This is a genomic window from Proteiniphilum sp. (assembly GCF_034331125.1).
Classification (GTDB): domain Bacteria; phylum Bacteroidota; class Bacteroidia; order Bacteroidales; family Dysgonomonadaceae; genus Proteiniphilum; species Proteiniphilum saccharofermentans.
Window position 1 is genome coordinate 1 of record NZ_JAXQGC010000001.1, and the last position, 17,405, is coordinate 17,405.

The following is a 17,405-nucleotide window of genomic DNA, read 5'->3' on the forward strand; positions in this document are numbered from 1 at the left end:
TCCTTGCTTTCGACTCAGGACTTATTTCCTGAAAGCGGGTGCAAAGATAGAGACTTATTTTTAATCTCCAAAACTTTTGAGAAAGTTTTTTCAATATTTTTTTCGCATCCGAAACAAAGGAACTGATTTCCAATCGTTACACTTACTTTATTTCAATCTGCTTGTTTCATTATCTCTATAATGACCCCGCTTTTTGAGCGAAAGGGCTACAAAGATAGTAATTCCTAAGAATAACTTCCAAATATTTCCTCACTTATTTTGAATATTTTTTCACCCTGCATCACTTTAGATTTGGGAGCAAAAAAACAATCAACTAAGGAACAATCCATTATAAGGGTTCTGCTATACTGATGGCATTTCAGATTCAAAAGATCAGATTAGAAGTTTTGAACAGTTCAACAATTCAACAAATCCAACACTGCACTTAACCACCCGGCCACCTAACCACTCATATCCCCAAACACCTAGGCACCTTTCCACCTATTAATACGCCAGGATATGCGAGCTGATAGTAATCTGAGGAGTTACTGCAAAGTTCATCTCATTACCGTCCCTCAATACTATTATATTAATGGATACAGGTGTACTCCAATCTATATACTGATTAAAGTTGAACAGGTATGAAAATGCCGACTTATAACGACGGTTATTGGCAATAGCTGCAGATACGGCATTATATTGGGCAACATCCCAAAACATACAATCTTTAAAACCATTGGAATCAGTATAACGACTATTCTTGTCTCTTAGAGACATCGTCTCTGCTATAAAACGGCGATACCCCTCTGTAAGCATTTGAGAAGAGGTATGATCAAAATTCTGTCCCTGAATATTAACCACTACATCGCCCGGTAAAACACCCGCTTTTGCAGCCGGAGAGCCCGGATCTACCGATACGACCGTTTTCAGGTCATTCATATTATATCCAATACCGGTATAGTTGTACTTCAGATAACTCACATGGTAAGTACCAAACGATTTATTGCCTGGATTCGGAAACTTCTGCAATAACAACGGAAGATTCATCTCCAGATAATCAATCAGATCATAATGACTACTCAAACGTTCCCGGACTTCACTCTCCCAGATCAACATCAGATCTCCTGCCTCCAGAAATTTTCTGTCATAGAAGCGGTATCCAAATTCAAGATTGTAGGCAATATCATCTACCCGAACTGCTTCAGAGGGGTTATACAGAGGTAATTTTACCATCCTGTTACTCCTTGTATCGAATCGCCACACAGGCTGATAACTCCCATAAGTAGGTGAATCGGGCTTATACATCGGATTACTCTCATAACTATAATATGTCTGAATAATAAAATCGGGATCACTCGGATCATATCGTAATCCCACATCGCCCAAAGCACGAATAAAAATAGCATTGATCCGCTCATCGAGATGCCTTGTATTCTCATCGGAGGGAGAAAAGGCAAATGTACGGTAGTTATGAAAGAGTGCATTTTCGTTGACAGTCGTCTTTACCGGTATCAGAAAACGCCTGTCCTGCACATCCTCAAGGCTGTAAAAGGAAAATACCGGAGCCAATTGCGCTTCACTGATCGCATTGGCATGGCGGCAATCTTTTTCAATTGTAATTTCTTTAAAAGCATGTCTGAAATTACGGATACCAAGATGCATCGTATGCGGATCCTGATTGAACCACGACATGATAGTCTGATACGATTTAAGATAAGTCCCGTTCTGATTTACTGAAAGAATGATATCATTCAGCTTTAGTCCTGCTTTCTCGGCCGGGGAACCGGGAGTTATATCAACAATGACCGGTTCTTTGTATCCCCAACTTTTGTCATCGCTTATTTCAAATGTAAAGCCGAGGCTACAAGTAATATCTGAATTTTGCGCAAATAATCGTCCCGTAAAAACAGAAATGATCAAGAAGATAACCGGAATAATTCGTTTCATTATGAAATTACTGTTTGTTAAACTTAAGTCACAAAGATATGGCATTTTTCTCAATTTTATTTTGTATACGCTTTTTTACTGTCAAAAATGGAGGAAAATATTTACAATTTCTTATCTTTGCCCTATTGGAATCATAACTAAATAAAAGAAACGATGATTGTTGACAACCTCGCGAATGCAGCCAACTATTACAATTTGCATCCGCTTTTTAAGAAAGCTTTCGAATTTATTGGGAATTTGGACATTAATAATGTGGAGACAGGAACCACCGAAATCGATGGAGACCTGTTGAAGGTTACTATCGCTGAGGCAAAGTTGAAACCGGCTGGGGAAGCCAAACTTGAAACACATAAAAAGTTTATCGATATACAGATACCGGTTACAAAACCTGAAATATTCGGATGGAAATCCCTATCATCCCTGTCACAACCGAAAGAAGGATACGATCCCGTCAATGACATTGGATTTTTCGACGATGAACCTTCGACATTTGTCACCATTATACCTGGTGAATTTATTATCTTTTCGCCGGAAGATGGGCATGCTCCTCTGATTGGCGAAGGGGAAACCAAGAAAATTATCATAAAGGTAGCGGTGGTTTAGCTGTTCCCTTTTAATCTGATACGAACAATGCTTAACATCATAAAAAATGATCCATGGCTCAATCCCTATGCGAATGCAATTGAAGGACGCCATAATTTTTATTTGAAACGCCTATCCGACCTTACACAGGCAGGGCGCATCACCTTGTCTGATTTTGCGAGCGGTTATCTCTATTTCGGGCTACACAAAACCGAAGATGGATGGATATTTCGCGAATGGGCGCCAAATGCTACCGAAATTTTCCTTGTGGGAACCTTCAACGATTGGCAAAAACAGGAATCATTCCGTTTGAAACGAATAGATAATGGCATCTGGGAGGTAAAGATACCGTCCGGGCGTATCCACCACGAAGATCTGTATAAGCTGCATGTAAGTTGGGAAGGCGGTTCCGGAGAACGAATCCCGGCATGGAGCAGGCGTGTAGTGCAGGATCAGCAGACACTGATTTTCAGTGCACAGGTATGGGAACCCGAAAACCGGTATAACTTTAAATATACCGGTTTTAAACCGGACTGCTCTCCCCTTCTGATCTATGAAACTCATATAGGTATGTCTACGGCAGAAAAGAAAGTGGGAAGCTATAACGAGTTCAGGGAAAATATATTACCAAGGATAAAAGAGAACGGATACAACGCCATCCAGATCATGGCTATCCAGGAACATCCTTATTATGGATCATTCGGGTACCACGTATCCAGTTTTTTCGCACCTTCTTCCCGGAACGGTACGCCCGATGAACTACGCCAACTAATCGATACTGCCCACGAAATGGGTATTGCCGTCATCATGGATATCGTCCATTCACACGCGGTAAAAAACGAAATAGAAGGTATCGGACGAATGGATGGAAGTTATGACCTCTATTTCCCTAATGATCCTAACAGGCGGATTCATCAGGCATGGGATTCTCTTTGTTTTGATTATGGAAAAGATGAAGTGTTACACTTTCTCCTCTCTAACTGTAAATATTGGCTGGAAGAGTTCCGGTTCGACGGTTTTCGGTTCGATGGCGTCACGTCAATGCTCTATTACAGCCACGGGCTGGAGGAAAGCTTCAGTTCATATGGTGACTACTATAACGGTCATCAGGATCCCGATGCAATCTGTTATCTCACACTAGCCAACCAGCTTATACACGAAGTAAATCCCCATGCCATCACTATTGCAGAGGAAGTAAGCGGTATGCCCGGCCTGGCGTTGGACATAGAGTCGGGCGGATATGGGTTCGACTACCGTATGGCGATGAATATTCCAGATTTCTGGATCAAGATGATCAAGGAGAAAAAAGACGAGGAGTGGCATCCCAGTGCGATCTGGTGGGAAACGACCAACCGCCGTGCCGATGAGAAGACCATCTCATACGTCGAGAGTCATGATCAAGCGTTGGTAGGAGACAAGACCATTATATTCAGGCTGATCGATGCCGATATGTATTGGTTTATGTCGAAGCTGATGAGCAGTTCTTATACTGTAGATCGTGGTATTGCATTACATAAGATGATCCGTCTGGTAACGGCAACCACTATCAATGGCGGTTACCTCAACTTTATGGGAAATGAGTTCGGACATCCCGAATGGATCGACTTTCCACGGGAAGGGAATCAATGGTCCTACAAGTACGCCCGCCGGCAATGGAATCTGGCTGATGATCATAATCTGAAGTATCATTATCTGGGTGATTTCGATAAAGAGATGATAAGGCTCATCAAGTCCATCCCCGATTTCCAGGCACTGCCGCTGGTAAAGATATGGGATAAAGACGATGACAATATACTGGCATATATGCGGAAAGAGCTGCTATTTGTCTATAATTTCAATCCACAGAAATCATACAGCGATTATGGCATCCTGGTTCCGGCAGGTGAATATGAGATTGTACTCGATACTGATAACCAACGGTTCGGAGGTTTCGGGCTGAACGACGATACTATTCATCATTTTACAATGTACGATCCACTCTATGCGAAAGATAATAAAGGGTGGCTTCGTCTATACCTGCCTGCCCGGACTGCCATAGTGATGAGACGGATTTCCTAATATAACGATTTAACAATCAATAATTCAACAATTTAACAATCAATATGTCTAATAATAACAACATAACAGGGAATACTACTATTGAAGAGGGTACACTCTATCCATTTAAATTCGAACCGATCCTAAAACCGGTTATTTGGGGCGGCTCAGATATCTGTCGCTTCAAAAACATAGAACCTATTCAGGAAGGTATCGGCGAGAGTTGGGAAATTTCAGGCGTGCGCGGTAATATTTCCCGTATTTCCAACGGCTATTTAGCCGGCACATCGCTGGATGAACTATTACACAGCCGAGGAGAGGAACTGGTCGGAAAAGAAGTATATCAAAAATTCGGAAATACCTTTCCCCTGCTCATTAAATTCATAGATGCCCGTGACGACCTCTCCATCCAGGTTCATCCTGATGATGAATTGGGAAAGAAACGTCATAACTCCTTTGGAAAAACCGAGATGTGGTATGTTGTCAAAGCGGCGCCGGGAGCATATCTCTACTCCGGATTTAAAGAGAGCATTACCCCCGAAGAGTATCCCGAGACTGTAAAGAATAACACCTTCACCGATAAACTCATGAAGTATGATGTGAAAGCCGGTGATGTGTTCTATCTTCCTGCAGGACGTGTGCACGCCATTGGTACCGGATGCTTTATTGCAGAAATACAGCAGACTTCCGACATCACCTACCGTATTTATGACTATAACCGTAAAGATGCTGCTGGAAACAGCCGTGAACTCCATACCGAATTGGCAAAAGATGCGATCGATTTCAAAGTATACGATTCATATAAGACAGAATACGAAAAGAATATAAATCATCCTGTAAAATTAGTTATATCACCCTATTTCACTACTCATCTTCTGGAAATGGATAGCCAAATGAATCGGGATTATACCGCTCTCGATTCTTTCGTGATTTATATCTGCATGGCCGGCCATTGTACCGTAAAAGATGATAAGGGGAACAGCGAAACTCTTCGTCAGGGCGAATCGATGCTTATTCCCGCAAATACGAAGTCGGTGATGATTATACCCGATGAGTTTTCCAAACTGCTGGAGACCTATGTAGGGTAAGATAAGGTGGGAAGGTGCCTAAGTGATTAGGTGCCTGAGAAGAATTCAAGTGGAATGTAGAATAGATAAAACCGGAAACGGAAAATGAGAGGTATACTGTTAATTAATGTAGGGACACCTGCGAGTACAAATCCAAACGATGTAAAGGAATTTATTGCAGCAATGCTTTCGGATCCGCTTTTGACGGGAAAACCGGAATGGTGGTCAAAATTCCTTGCGAAAAATATAATCGCGCCAAGTAGCGGATCGCGGGTCTCTGAGAAATACAAATTAATCTGGCATAACGAAGAGACACCGGTCTCCCCTCTGATTTATCATATGCGAAAACTGGCGGAAAAACTGGAAGAGCAGAAAGGCGTCCCTGTGGAGATTGCCATGCGGTACGGGAAACCGGATGTGGCATCTGCTTTCCGGGAATTAGAAAGGAAATGCCCGCTTCTACATGAAGTGATTGTTTTTCCATTATATCCTCATTATGCGCAATCGACCACCCAGACATCCAAGGACATGATAGGAAATATCTTCTACAGGCATCCCCACTCTTTCAGACTGAAGTTTGCCGAGCCCTATTACAATCATCCGGCTTATATCCATGCCCTCACATCTTATGCGAAAAACTATCTGGACGATATTGACAAACTTATATTTTCCTATCACAGTCTTCCCCTGACCCAGGTGGAAGCAGGATGGAAAAAAGGAAAGGAATACGACTATGTCTATCAACTGAAAGAGACCAACAGGCTATTTTGTGAAAAGTTGGATATTGATCCGCATGATACATTCCTTTTCTATTCTTCACAAAGGGGTAAAAACTGGTTGAATCCTTTTCTCGACACCGATATCAGTGATCTTCCCAAATTAGGATGGAAAAAAGTAGCCGTAATTGCTCCGGGTTTTCCGGTCGATAATCTGGAAACACTTTATGATATCGATATCGAAGCACGTAAACTATTCATGGAAGCAGGGGGTGAAAAGTTCACCTTTGTTCCGGCTCTCAACGGTAGTGATATTTGGGTAGAAGCTATCTGGAAAATTTTAGAGAGAACCTGATATTTGAAAAATTATGCAGAAGAAGACGTTTCTCCTCACCATATTTACTTTCTTTACATTACTGATCCATGTTGAAATATCAGCTCAGCACACTGATATCAGTAGCGAGCTTGTTTTACTGAATGTAGAGACCGGCAAAGAGAAAGTCATCCTGCATGAACAGCGGCACTTTGAAGCGTCCAACTGGTCGAGGGACGGAAAATATCTGATTATTAATGCCAGGGGAAAGCTGGAGAAAGTATCAGTGAAAGGCGAGCATATGGGGATAATTGACACCGGTTTTGCCGATAACTGTAATAATGATCACGGATTATCGTTTGATGGAAAATGGCTTATCATCAGTCACAATGATTCACGTGTATCCTCTTCGGGAGGCAATTCCCGTATCTTCATCCTTCCGGCTAACGGTGGCGTACCCCGTCTTATCACCAGCAATTATCCCAGTTACTGGCACGGGGTGAGCCCCGACAATCAATGGGTGACCTATTGCGCCATGCGTAACGATGAATGGGATGTATATAAGGCACACGTTATTACCGGTGAAGAGATCAGGCTGACAGATGCTGAAGGACTGGATGACGGTCCCGAATATAGTTACGACGGTGAATGGATCTATTTCAACAGCCATCGGACCGGACGTATGCATATTTACCGGATGAGGCCTGATGGAAGTGAACAGACACAACTCACGTTCGACGATTACGACAACTGGTTTCCACATCCGGGACCCGATAACAAGAGTGTCGCTTACATTGCATATATAGAAGATCAGAAGGGAGCACACCCTTTCGGAAAAGATGTAAAACTGAGATTACTGGACGTAGAGACCGGAGAAAGCCGTGATCTGACACCTGTTTTTTATGGCGGACAGGGTACTATCAATGTACATAGCTGGTCACCCGACGGTAAACAGATTGCCTTTGTAAGATATAAAAGCGAGACAGAGTAACCGGTTCTATCCCTGAAAAACAATATAATCCCTGAAGAACAGAGCAATTGCTCAAAAATACCATAATTATGCTATTTCACACCAATAGAATACTTCCTATTTTTGTCAAAAATTTTAATATATATAATTATGGGAAAGATAGCAGAAAAGTTAACAGACTTAGTGGGTAACACCCCATTAGTAAAACTCAACCAGTTTAAGGAATCTGAAGGAGTTAAAGCCAATCTTATCGCCAAGTTGGAAAGCTTTAATCCTCTGGGAAGCGTGAAAGACCGCATTGCTTTGTCGATGGTAGAAGATGCAGAAAAAAAAGGGTTATTGAAAGCCGGTTCGGTAATCATTGAACCGACAAGCGGCAATACAGGTATCGGATTGGCATTTGTTGCTTCTATCAAAAAATACCGGCTGATCCTCACCATGCCTGAGACCATGAGTCTCGAAAGAAGAAACCTGCTGAAAGCGTTGGGTGCCGAATTGGTGCTGACACCCGGTACCGAAGGGATGAAAGGAGCTATTGCAAAAGCATCGCAGTTACAGGCTGAGTTGCCCAATGCCATAATCCTGCAACAGTTCGAAAATCCGGCCAATCCTTCAATCCATTATCACACTACCGGTGAAGAGATATGGCGGGACACAGATGGAAAAGTGGATATCCTGGTGAGCGGGGTCGGCACCGGCGGAACGGTGAGCGGTGCAGGAAAACGACTGAAAGAACTGAATCCCAATATTAAAGTGGTCGCTGTAGAACCAGCTGACTCCCCCGTCCTCTCCGGCGGTGCACCCGGACCTCACAAAATTCAGGGAATCGGCGCCGGTTTTGTCCCCGGCACATACAATGCTGCAGTAGTGGATCAGGTAATTCCGGTGAGCAATGACGACGCTATTCGTACCAGCCGGAAACTGGCCGCATCAGAAGGATTATTAGTGGGCATCTCATCGGGAGCAGCCGCTTATGCCGCCCTCCAGCTTGCCCAAAAACCTGAAAATGAAGGAAAGAATATTGTAGTAGTATTGCCCGACACAGGGGAACGTTATCTCTCCACCCTGCTTTACGCCTTCGACGAATATCCATTATAAAGAATTATAAATTAAATAGATTGCAAGGTTATCATAATTAAAATGCCCCCTAAAGTTTTGTTTCACTCTCCGGGGGCATTTTTTATATCAAAGCATCTGTACAAGAGCTAAATAGTTTCTGACAGATGACTATTCCCGATTATGCCAGCGCCTGGCAGATATCTTCAAAAAGACTAGCCACACTCTCCAATCCTACCGATAACCGGATCGTAGTTTCTTTCACATCCATTGACTCGCGTTGTACTGCGGTAAATGAACCGAAAATGGTACTGGCCGGATGGATGATCAGAGAACGGTTATCAAACAAATTGGTAGCACGACGTATCAGTTTAAGTCTATTCATAAACCGGTAACACTCTTCTCTCGATCCGAGATCGAACGTGAGCATTGCACCGGGATAGTTTCCGAATTGTTTTTTACTTATCCCATAGAAAGGATTATCCCTTAAACCGGTATAATTGACAGTCTTTACTTGCGGTAATGCCTGCAACTTTCCGGCCAATTCCTTGCACGCGGTAGCCTGTCTCTCAAAACGCAACTGTAATGTCTCAAGACCCAGTGACTGCTGATAAGCTACTTCGGGAGTCATATAAGCCCCCAGGTTCCTGTGCACCTCCTTACGTAACCTGGTGTGGAACGGTGATTGTGAGGTTCCCTTGAGAGCTTGTAACAATGGCGTACGATATTGATTGAACCGTCCGTAATCGATGATCAGTCCACCCAGGGAGGTAGCTCCACCGGAGATGTATTTGGTACTTGCCACCACCTCGATATCTACCCCGAAATCAATGGCACGAAAGACAGGGAAAGGTATGATTGTTGTATCTGCAATCAGTGGGACTCCTCTGTCATGAGCAATCTCACTCAGTACTGCCAGATCGGCCACCTCCATTTGCGGGTTGGTGATTATTTCCAGAAACAGGCCACAAGTTTGCTCATCCATTGCTTCCGCGACTTCTTTCGGATTGGTCAGGTCACAAAACCGTACCTTCATGCCCAATGCATTCAATGTATTTACGAAAAAGGAATAGGTATTGCCAAAGAGATGGCGCGAAGTGATAAGATTACAGCCGCTCCAAGCTAATGTAATCAGTGTATTACTGATTGCAGCCATACCTGAATTGAGTGCGGTGACACCATATGCGCCGGTCACATTCTTCACCCGCTCCTCGAGATGTTGTACTGTAGGATTGGTTATGCGGGAATAAGTATGCTCGTCTGTCCGTCCGCAAAAAGCAGCTTCCATCTCTTCTGCTGTCTCAAATTCATATGCAAGGGCATGGTAAACGGGCATCGATAATGCGCCATAAGGATCTTGTTTTGGGTAAGGCGTACTCAGTAGTTGAGCTTCATATTCTTTTTCGTTCATTTCTTTTCCAGAGTTTGGCAAAGTTCACACTTTGCTCATATTGCTTATCAAAATAGTTTATTAAAAATAGACTATCCCTTACCATGGCATAGTCTATGAAAACTTGACTCTGCTCATTTGGCTTAATGAAATAGTGCATCAAAATGTGCCCCCAAAGGTACAACAGAAGATTGGGAAAAGAGTCCGGATTGAATGTTAAAATGGAGTAGAAAGATTCCGGCAGAAGTTAGAAAATTAAAAATCCGGAAAACGGAACCTGTCGAAAGGGGATGTCAGCGTCTTTCTATATCTGTAGAGCTGATATGCCCAATAAAGGACAAAGCCGGTGATAATATTACATTTCAAAGACATAGCTAATTATCTTTTTAAAATCCAGGCATCATTATGCCCGGGAAATTTCTTATGGACTTCTTTTAAATAGACTTTTGCAGCAGATTCATCGGTAAATGATGCCGCATATACATCAATACGGTCGGGTCGCTCCAGCCACCCTGTCTGATGAAAACCCTCATCAAGCAACAATTCTGTGGTTTTTTGAGCCGACTCGACTCCTTTATATACCCCCATTACGATATAATATCTGGGTAAACCGTCCGTTACGTTCTGTTCAACAGCATCCATTGCAGCAGGTACATTCATTCCGTTTGGGGTAGTTGAATATTCTCCTGCTTTTTCTGTTTCATTTACTATCAGTTCATCCGTCATGGCAATACGGTTTACCGGTTGTGATGCTTTGGACTGTAACCACCCGGTTTCAGAAAGCATCCGGGCAGATTGCCGGACAATAGTGTTATCACTTACCGGAAGGATAAACATCAACAGGGCCACGGCAGCCACGCTGACAGCAGTAATTGCAGCATTACGTCCCCATTTCTGCCTGTTTTCACTTTTCTGTACCGGTACAACCGGCTGCATTTGTATGAGTGGTTTCAATGTAGCCCTGGTCAATCCAAAAAGTGAAGGGCGGATAAATGCTCCGGGGGTATACACAAAACGCTTATCATCATGCATATTAAATGAACCTAACTTCCCCATGTCCACATGGCGCTGTTCACGCAATTGCCGTTTCAACACCTGCACATCATATTCCACTTTTTGCATGGCCGATTCGAACGTCATATTGCCATTCTTCATATAAGACTGGGCCAGCAACCCATCATTATGGGTGAGGTCGCGGTTAAACAGCAGTTCACAGACGGGCGCATCAAAAGCCGCTATCCCATCCCTCTGCGGGGGAATGGCATTTACCACAAAACCTCCGAAATCGGGAATAATCACACAATTGTGATCATGCAGTAAAAATTCAATATGGGATATTAGTTGATTCATAAGGCAAAGATAAAAAAATTTGTAATTAATTCCTCACAAAATGATTTTTTTCACTCAAGTCCGCCATTTTTCGCTTCACGTAATCCACTCCCGGTCGGCAAACACAAACAAGTTTATGTTTGTCCTCGCTTACCATAGATTTTACTTCACACAATCTGCTTCCACTCGACAAAGATAAACCCGTTTATCTTTGTTCTCGCTTACCCGCAGATTTCACCTTCTCCGGATTATGATTCGCATAATCTTTCCAGCTCTTGTATTTTTTTTCACCCGTGGTAATATTCGATTGATAGAAATGACACAACGCCGCGGCAAGACCATCCGACGCATCCAATTGCGGGAGCATATTCTCATCCGAGATATGGAGCAATTTCTGTAACATATAGGCTACCTGTTCTTTGGCGGCTCTGCCATTCCCGGTAATAGCCATCTTTATCTTCAGAGGAGCGTACTCAAAAATGGGAATATCCCTTGATATGGCAGCAGCCATAGCCACTCCCTGAGCACGCCCCAACTTGAGCATACTCTGGACGTTCTTGCCGAAGAAAGGTGCTTCGATAGCCAACTCATCCGGGAGATATTCTTCGATAAGTCCTATGACCCGTGCATAAATCTTTGCCAGCTTCAGGTAATGATCGTCGTATTTTCCCAACTGCATTACCCCCATCGCCTCCAGGTAAGGTTTATTGTCGAGCACCCGGAGGATACCATATCCCATCACCTGCGTACCGGGATCAATCCCCATTATAATCCGCTCTTTCTGCATCATCAACTAATGGTTTGCATCACGGTGGAAAATCCAACCATCTTTTCTTTGAATTTCTCTAACAACGGAGCGTAGACTACCCCACTCTCTTCTCTATTCCACCGCTCCAATGCAGCCAGATCGGTTACATGGAATTCCATCGCAAAAGAGTGACCCGCTTCTTCCTCTTTTCCGAATACACGCGATAAACGGGGTGATGTGAGCAAGCCGCTTTTTGTAGACATAGGAATAAAATGCTGCAACATATATTCTACAAATTCTTCATGGATCTCTTCCTCCACATGGAAAGTGGTATTAAAAACAATCATATATTGTGATCTTTTAATTTTCTGAATTATTTTACAAAAATACAAATTCTTTATTCGAAATTGAAGCTGTTTTACTACCCTCTATGCCGGATAAGCGAAAGTAGATACATTGATGAATAGGTAGATCAAATTTACAGCTATTTTGTAAGAAAAACAAATCATCCTAAAACAAAGAAATCACAAGATAGAATATATTATTTCAGAATAATTATTATCTTTGCACCGTCTAAAACGGTAGGCAGTTTTTATAATAAATAACGGGGGTTTAGCTCATCTGGCTAGAGCGCAACACTGGCAGTGTTGAGGTGACCGGTTCGAGTCCGGTAATCTCCACCTCTAGGGACAAGTTTACAAAAGATAGATTTGTCCCATTTTTTTTGTAATTTTGCTAATACACACCAAGGATTTTTATTGCATCACCACATTAAAAGGAAAGTTTTCCAGCAAAGTAAAAAACATTCTATACCTTTGTGTATGTATGCAATAGAATTTACCCGAAATGCTTTAAAGAGTCTACAAAAGATAGATCCGGTTTATCAAACATTTGATAATCGAGAAACTTGAGGCGTTACAACAAAACCCGTATGGGAGCAGTAATGTTAAGGCATTGAAGGGCATGAGCGGCTACTACCGGTTAAAAGTCGCGAACTATAGGGTGCTATATGAACTACAGGATGAAAAGCTTGTTATATTAGTAATTGATATTAATCACAGAAAGGACGTGTACAGATGAAAACAGCACAACTAAAAAAAGGCGTTATACAAGCCTTTGAAGCAATATTGAGCGAGTTATCTGCGAACGACATAGAAGATATGCAGGACAAGCTAACAGTACAACTACATAAGCTAACAGACGACGGTAAACGATACTCGTTAGATGAGGTAAAAAAAACAATTAACAGCGAACCGGTGATAAATCACCGGTTTTTTTGTGCCCTTTTTTATGTGAATCATACTTTTGTAATTTCCCCTGCTATGCATGTATTCATTCTGTGCCTGATCTCTTTTTCTGAAAGCCTATGGCCTAAAAGAAACATCAATTTCGTAACCGCACACTCAGGAGTACTGTCATATCCGCTAATCACGCCTATATCAAGCAGCTGTCTTCCTGTTTTGTAGCGCTGCATTTCTACCATACCGGAAGTACATTGTGTTATATTGACGATGATGATCCCTCTTTCGGTGGCATCTCTCAACTGATGGATAAACCATTCCTTTTGAGGAGCATTTCCCGCACCAAAGGTTTTCAATACAACGGCTTTAAGTTCAGGAACATGGAGTAATGAAGTGATAATGCTTTCCTGGATGCCGGGAAAAAGAGTCAACATAACAACATTGGGATCAAACAAATAATGGGGGAATAAAGGTCGAATTATGTCCGGATATTGAATAAGATTTTGGGCATATTTTATATGTATACCTACACGGGCCAAAGCAGGATAGTTAAATGAACGGAAGGCATTGAAATTTTCTACATTTATTTTCGTAGTTCGGTTACCCCGCATCAAGTGGTTCTCGAAGAAAATACAAACTTCGGGCACGATAGCAGTTCCATCCGGATTTTTAGCTGCCGCTATTTCAATGGCAGTAATCAAATTCTCTTTAGCATCAGTCCGAAGCATTCCGATTGGAAGTTGAGAGCCTGTAAGGATGACCGGTTTACTCAAATTCTCAAGCATAAAACTTAAGGCAGATGCCGTATAAGCCATAGTATCCGTACCGTGAAGAATTACAAATCCGTCATAATTGTCGTAATTGGTACTGATAATTTCTACCAGACGGGCCCAATGTACCGGCTCCATATCAGAAGAATCGATAGGAGGAGAAAATTGGTATGTAGAAATGTGATAATTGAATTTTTTCAGTTCCGGAATGTATTTCAACAGATAGTCAAAATTAAAACTTTCCAGGGTATTGGTTTCCTGGTTTTTTATCATTCCTATAGTTCCGCCTGTATATATTATTAAAACAGAGGTGGCTCCCGTCATCATATTGTCTTTTGTCATGTAAATCGGAAGTGTGGCCACCAATAGTCTTTACTTCTCAAAAAATACCATTGCTTTTGTCTACGACTACAATATTTGCGGTGGCTGAACGATTTTCTGCATACAAATATACATGATATAAATGGATTATTAAATATAGTTTTCTTCCTGATATTTATTCTCACCTCGGAAAATCTGTTTTCATAACAGAATCACTCTGTACCCAGACTCTCGTGCAATTCACAAACCCGCAGCCAGTCCACTGGCCCCCATACGTGAATTTGTATGACAAGGTGGATATTATTCCTTTTGATAAGCTGGAAACCGGAACGAGCATCACATTGAACAGCAATGTCACCTAACCAACCTACAAAATACGACCTACCGGTAGAAAGTAACCCAAAAATAGCGTCCGACCAAAAGCCAGCATTCGAGCAACAGACTCGTATGCCCGGCATAAAGACAACATCTGAAACATCGAATATTTATTTTACAATATCCGAAAACTATCGGAACTGTAATCTATAGGATTGCGATACCATTTTTCTCACACAACTCGAGGGCCATTTCCCTAAGGCGGAATTTCTGTATCTTGCCGCTACCGGTCATCGGGAACTCATCCACAAAAAAGACATAGCGGGGTATCTTGTATTTGGCAATATGCCCTTTACAAAAGTCGCGTACATCTTCACTTTCCAGTTGGCATGCCTCTTTCCGGATGATGAAGGCACCCACATCTTCGCCGTACCTCTCCGAAGCTACAGCCACCACCTGCACATCCTTCACCCCCGGCATCCTGTAAAGATAATCCTCTACTTCTTTGGGAGATATGTTCTCCCCTCCCCTGATGATCATATCTTTGATACGTCCGGTAATACGATAGTTTCCATTCCCGTCCTTTATCCCCAGATCGCCCGAATGCATGAACCCGCTCGCATCAATGACCTGAGCCGTTGCTTCCGGATTCTTGTAATAACCTTTCATCACATTATACCTGCGACAGCACATCTCACCCTGTACCCCGACGGGACACTCTTTCCCCGTTTCGGGATCGAGCACTTTCACTTCGGTAAACTCATAATCGCTACCCACAGTCGTACATCGTACATCAAAGGGGTCATCCACACGGCTCTGCGTCATTCCGGGTGAGGTTTCCGTCATTCCGTACACACTGGTAAGATCCATGAACATCTTCTCATTCACCTGCCTCATCAACTCCTCAGGGCAGAGAGAGCCGGCCATGATTCCCGTACGAAGGGAACTCACATCAAACAAATCGAACATAGGATGGTTGAGTTGTGCAATAAACATGGTAGGAACTCCGTGCAATACAGTACATCGTTCCTTGTGGATAGAAGCAAGCGTGACCAGCGGATCGAAACGCTCCACCATCACCTGCGTACTGCCGTAAGTCAGGCAGCACATAGTGGCAAGCACTACCCCGAAGCAGTGAAACAAAGGCACACAGACGCAGCACTTGTCGTCAGATGTGAATTTCATATGTACCCCCGTCAAATAACCGTTATTGGCAATATTATGGTGTGTAAGCATCACACCTTTGGGAAATCCTGTAGTTCCCGAAGTGTACTGCATATTCACCACATCGTGGCACCGGGAGAGCGAACGCAATCGTTTGAACTCCTGATCAGGAACATTTTTCCCAAGCAGCAGCAATTCAGCCGTATTATACATTCCCCGGTATTTCTCCTGTCCTATGTAAACAACGTTTCTTAATTCGGGAAAACGGTCGGATTTCAATTTACCGCGCTGGATGCTCTTCAGTTCCGGCACCAGTCCGTAAATAATATCGGTATAATTACTTCCCGGCACCCCATCGGTCATGCACAAAGTGTGCATGTCCGAATCTTTCATCAGATACGATACCTCTTCGGTACGATAGTTGGTGTTCACCGTCACCGCTACAGCGCCGATCTTCGCGGTCGCGTAAAGGAAAGTCAGCCAATCCGGTACGTTCTGCGCCCAGATACCCACGTTACTGCCCCGGGTCACTCCGATGGAAATAAGCCCTTTTGCCATATTATCCACCCTATTGTTGAAAGTATCCCAGGTAAAACGCAGATTACGGTCGGAGTAGACAATATATTCTTTATCCGGCGTCTCTTCTGCCCAGTATTCCAGCCAGTCTCCCAGCGTTCTGTCGGAGAGTTGAATATCTGGTTGATCGGTCATTGCTGATAACGGATTTTTCTGCATCACTGTGAAATTAGTTATGCAGGAGAGTACACAATACCCAGGATTTTTGCCGTAGAATTTCCTCCGGCCGTCACCAGATGATTCACAATAGAATCGTAGTAGATACTATCACCTTTCTGCAATTCATATCTCTCTTTTCCATAATGCACAACAATGGCTCCTTCCAGCACAAAAAGAAACTCCTCCCCTTCGTGTGATGAATAATTCTCGGTTTCTGTGACAGGTTTGATATCGATGAGAAACGGCTCCATGTTCCGTCCGGCCTTCCTTGCTGCCAGTGAAGAAAAATCCATGTGAGAGTTATTATCGGTCAAATGGCTGGTAAATGTAACGGTAGGAGACGAATCGGCGTGCCGGGTAACGACCGGCCCTATCTCTTCGCTATCGTCAAGAAAAGTGCCCGGACGCACTCCCAATGCACGTGCTATTTTAATTAATGATGCAAGGGAAGGTATTCTTTCATCTTCAAGTATCCTATTCACCTGATCTACCCTTAACCCAGCTCCTGCAGCCAGATCTTCAGCCGATATATTTTTACCGGCGCATAAAATTTTTATTTTTTCCGTAACAGCTACCATCTTTTTCCGATTGAAGCTGCAAAAATAAAATAATTTAAACAACAGAGCAAATATTATTCGAAAATGTTATTTTTCAGGTATGTTTTATATCAATTCTATTTTCTGAGGCCTGTTTTCATATCAATTTATCCCCGCATCCGGTATTGT

At 42.9% G+C, this 17,405-nt stretch carries 15 protein-coding genes and 1 tRNA gene; 8 read left to right on the forward strand and 8 right to left on the reverse strand.

Features of this window, described 5'->3' with window-relative positions; translation table 11 throughout:
* Nucleotides 1–483: 483 nt before the first annotated feature.
* The gene (locus tag U2P89_RS00005; protein WP_076930700.1) at nt 484–1,926 is read right to left on the reverse strand and encodes a PDZ domain-containing protein; all 1,443 of its coding nucleotides are present in this window, start codon (nt 1,924–1,926) and stop codon (nt 484–486) included.
* Between the two features lie 153 nt (nt 1,927–2,079).
* Here U2P89_RS00005 and U2P89_RS00010 point away from each other — a divergent pair, with 153 nt between their 5' ends.
* From U2P89_RS00010 to cysK, 6 genes are all read left to right on the forward strand, one after another.
* A complete protein-coding gene (locus U2P89_RS00010) occupies nt 2,080–2,529 on the forward strand; it encodes a YhcH/YjgK/YiaL family protein (protein ID WP_076930701.1) in 450 nt (149 codons plus the stop codon).
* 27 nt (nt 2,530–2,556) lie between these two features.
* Nucleotides 2,557–4,566, forward strand: a complete 2,010-nt coding sequence (locus U2P89_RS00015) for an alpha amylase C-terminal domain-containing protein (RefSeq protein WP_322190297.1) — start codon at nt 2,557–2,559, stop codon at nt 4,564–4,566.
* 44 nt (nt 4,567–4,610) lie between these two features.
* Nucleotides 4,611–5,633, forward strand: coding sequence for a type I phosphomannose isomerase catalytic subunit (locus tag U2P89_RS00020; protein ID WP_091907379.1), 1,023 nt, complete (start codon nt 4,611–4,613; stop codon nt 5,631–5,633).
* Between the two features lie 84 nt (nt 5,634–5,717).
* The gene (hemH, locus tag U2P89_RS00025) at nt 5,718–6,683 is read left to right on the forward strand and encodes a ferrochelatase (RefSeq protein ID WP_091907377.1); all 966 of its coding nucleotides are present in this window, start codon (nt 5,718–5,720) and stop codon (nt 6,681–6,683) included.
* A 13-nt stretch (nt 6,684–6,696) separates the two neighbouring features.
* The gene (locus tag U2P89_RS00030) at nt 6,697–7,632 is read left to right on the forward strand and encodes a TolB family protein (protein WP_092025089.1); all 936 of its coding nucleotides are present in this window, start codon (nt 6,697–6,699) and stop codon (nt 7,630–7,632) included.
* A gap of 129 nt (nt 7,633–7,761) precedes the next feature.
* Nucleotides 7,762–8,709: a cysteine synthase A gene (cysK, locus tag U2P89_RS00035; protein ID WP_091907373.1), complete on the forward strand. Its 948-nt coding sequence runs from the start codon at nt 7,762–7,764 to the stop codon at nt 8,707–8,709.
* A gap of 139 nt (nt 8,710–8,848) precedes the next feature.
* Here the strand turns inward: cysK and U2P89_RS00040 are convergent, their stop codons facing one another.
* The 4 genes from U2P89_RS00040 to U2P89_RS00055 form a co-directional block, all read right to left on the reverse strand.
* On the reverse strand, nt 8,849–10,078 hold the full coding sequence (locus tag U2P89_RS00040; protein ID WP_313381183.1) for a PLP-dependent transferase: 1,230 nt from the start codon (nt 10,076–10,078) through the stop codon (nt 8,849–8,851).
* A 357-nt stretch (nt 10,079–10,435) separates the two neighbouring features.
* Nucleotides 10,436–11,407 carry a hypothetical protein gene (locus U2P89_RS00045; RefSeq protein ID WP_091907369.1) on the reverse strand — a complete coding sequence of 324 codons (972 nt, stop codon included), beginning with the start codon at nt 11,405–11,407 and terminating at the stop codon, nt 10,436–10,438.
* A gap of 184 nt (nt 11,408–11,591) precedes the next feature.
* Nucleotides 11,592–12,173, reverse strand: coding sequence for a crossover junction endodeoxyribonuclease RuvC (gene ruvC / locus U2P89_RS00050; protein ID WP_313381194.1), 582 nt, complete (start codon nt 12,171–12,173; stop codon nt 11,592–11,594).
* A gap of 2 nt (nt 12,174–12,175) precedes the next feature.
* Entirely contained in the window at nt 12,176–12,481 is a 306-nt protein-coding gene (locus U2P89_RS00055) for a DUF4286 family protein (RefSeq protein WP_091907368.1), read from the reverse strand.
* Between the two features lie 259 nt (nt 12,482–12,740).
* On the opposite strand from U2P89_RS00055, the gene U2P89_RS00060 reads away from it, so the two are divergent.
* Nucleotides 12,741–12,814, forward strand: a tRNA-Ala gene (locus U2P89_RS00060).
* 211 nt (nt 12,815–13,025) lie between these two features.
* Nucleotides 13,026–13,214, forward strand: a complete 189-nt coding sequence (locus tag U2P89_RS15200; RefSeq protein ID WP_161947563.1) for a type II toxin-antitoxin system RelE family toxin — start codon at nt 13,026–13,028, stop codon at nt 13,212–13,214.
* Nucleotides 13,215–13,431: 217 nt separating this feature from the next.
* On the opposite strand, the gene U2P89_RS00065 is transcribed toward U2P89_RS15200, so the two are convergent.
* The 3 genes from U2P89_RS00065 to U2P89_RS00075 all read right to left on the reverse strand — a co-directional run bounded on the left by U2P89_RS00065 (nt 13,432) and on the right by U2P89_RS00075 (nt 17,258).
* Nucleotides 13,432–14,472 (reverse strand): asparaginase, encoded by a 1,041-nt coding sequence (locus U2P89_RS00065; protein ID WP_076932163.1) that lies wholly within the window; start codon nt 14,470–14,472, stop codon nt 13,432–13,434.
* A 516-nt stretch (nt 14,473–14,988) separates the two neighbouring features.
* Nucleotides 14,989–16,656, reverse strand: a complete 1,668-nt coding sequence (locus tag U2P89_RS00070; protein WP_322190298.1) for an AMP-binding protein — start codon at nt 16,654–16,656, stop codon at nt 14,989–14,991.
* 38 nt (nt 16,657–16,694) lie between these two features.
* A complete protein-coding gene (locus U2P89_RS00075; protein WP_322190300.1) occupies nt 16,695–17,258 on the reverse strand; it encodes a helix-turn-helix domain-containing protein in 564 nt (187 codons plus the stop codon).
* Nucleotides 17,259–17,405 lie beyond the last annotated feature (147 nt).

Bases quoted from the DNA above. Each gene is read 5' to 3' on its own strand.
- U2P89_RS00005 (WP_076930700.1), bottom strand. From the start codon at position 1,926: ATGAAACGAATTATTCCGGTTATCTTCTTGATCATTTCTGTTTTTACG.
- U2P89_RS00010 (WP_076930701.1), top strand. From the start codon at position 2,080: ATGATTGTTGACAACCTCGCGAATGCAGCCAACTATTACAATTTGCAT.
- U2P89_RS00015 (WP_322190297.1), top strand. From the start codon at position 2,557: ATGCTTAACATCATAAAAAATGATCCATGGCTCAATCCCTATGCGAAT.
- U2P89_RS00020 (WP_091907379.1), top strand. From the start codon at position 4,611: ATGTCTAATAATAACAACATAACAGGGAATACTACTATTGAAGAGGGT.
- hemH (WP_091907377.1), top strand. From the start codon at position 5,718: ATGAGAGGTATACTGTTAATTAATGTAGGGACACCTGCGAGTACAAAT.
- U2P89_RS00030 (WP_092025089.1), top strand. From the start codon at position 6,697: ATGCAGAAGAAGACGTTTCTCCTCACCATATTTACTTTCTTTACATTA.
- cysK (WP_091907373.1), top strand. From the start codon at position 7,762: ATGGGAAAGATAGCAGAAAAGTTAACAGACTTAGTGGGTAACACCCCA.
- U2P89_RS00040 (WP_313381183.1), bottom strand. From the start codon at position 10,078: ATGAACGAAAAAGAATATGAAGCTCAACTACTGAGTACGCCTTACCCA.
- U2P89_RS00045 (WP_091907369.1), bottom strand. From the start codon at position 11,407: ATGAATCAACTAATATCCCATATTGAATTTTTACTGCATGATCACAAT.
- ruvC (WP_313381194.1), bottom strand. From the start codon at position 12,173: ATGCAGAAAGAGCGGATTATAATGGGGATTGATCCCGGTACGCAGGTG.
- U2P89_RS00055 (WP_091907368.1), bottom strand. From the start codon at position 12,481: ATGATTGTTTTTAATACCACTTTCCATGTGGAGGAAGAGATCCATGAA.
- U2P89_RS00065 (WP_076932163.1), bottom strand. From the start codon at position 14,472: ATGATGACGGGAGCCACCTCTGTTTTAATAATATATACAGGCGGAACT.
- U2P89_RS00070 (WP_322190298.1), bottom strand. From the start codon at position 16,656: ATGACCGATCAACCAGATATTCAACTCTCCGACAGAACGCTGGGAGAC.
- U2P89_RS00075 (WP_322190300.1), bottom strand. From the start codon at position 17,258: ATGGTAGCTGTTACGGAAAAAATAAAAATTTTATGCGCCGGTAAAAAT.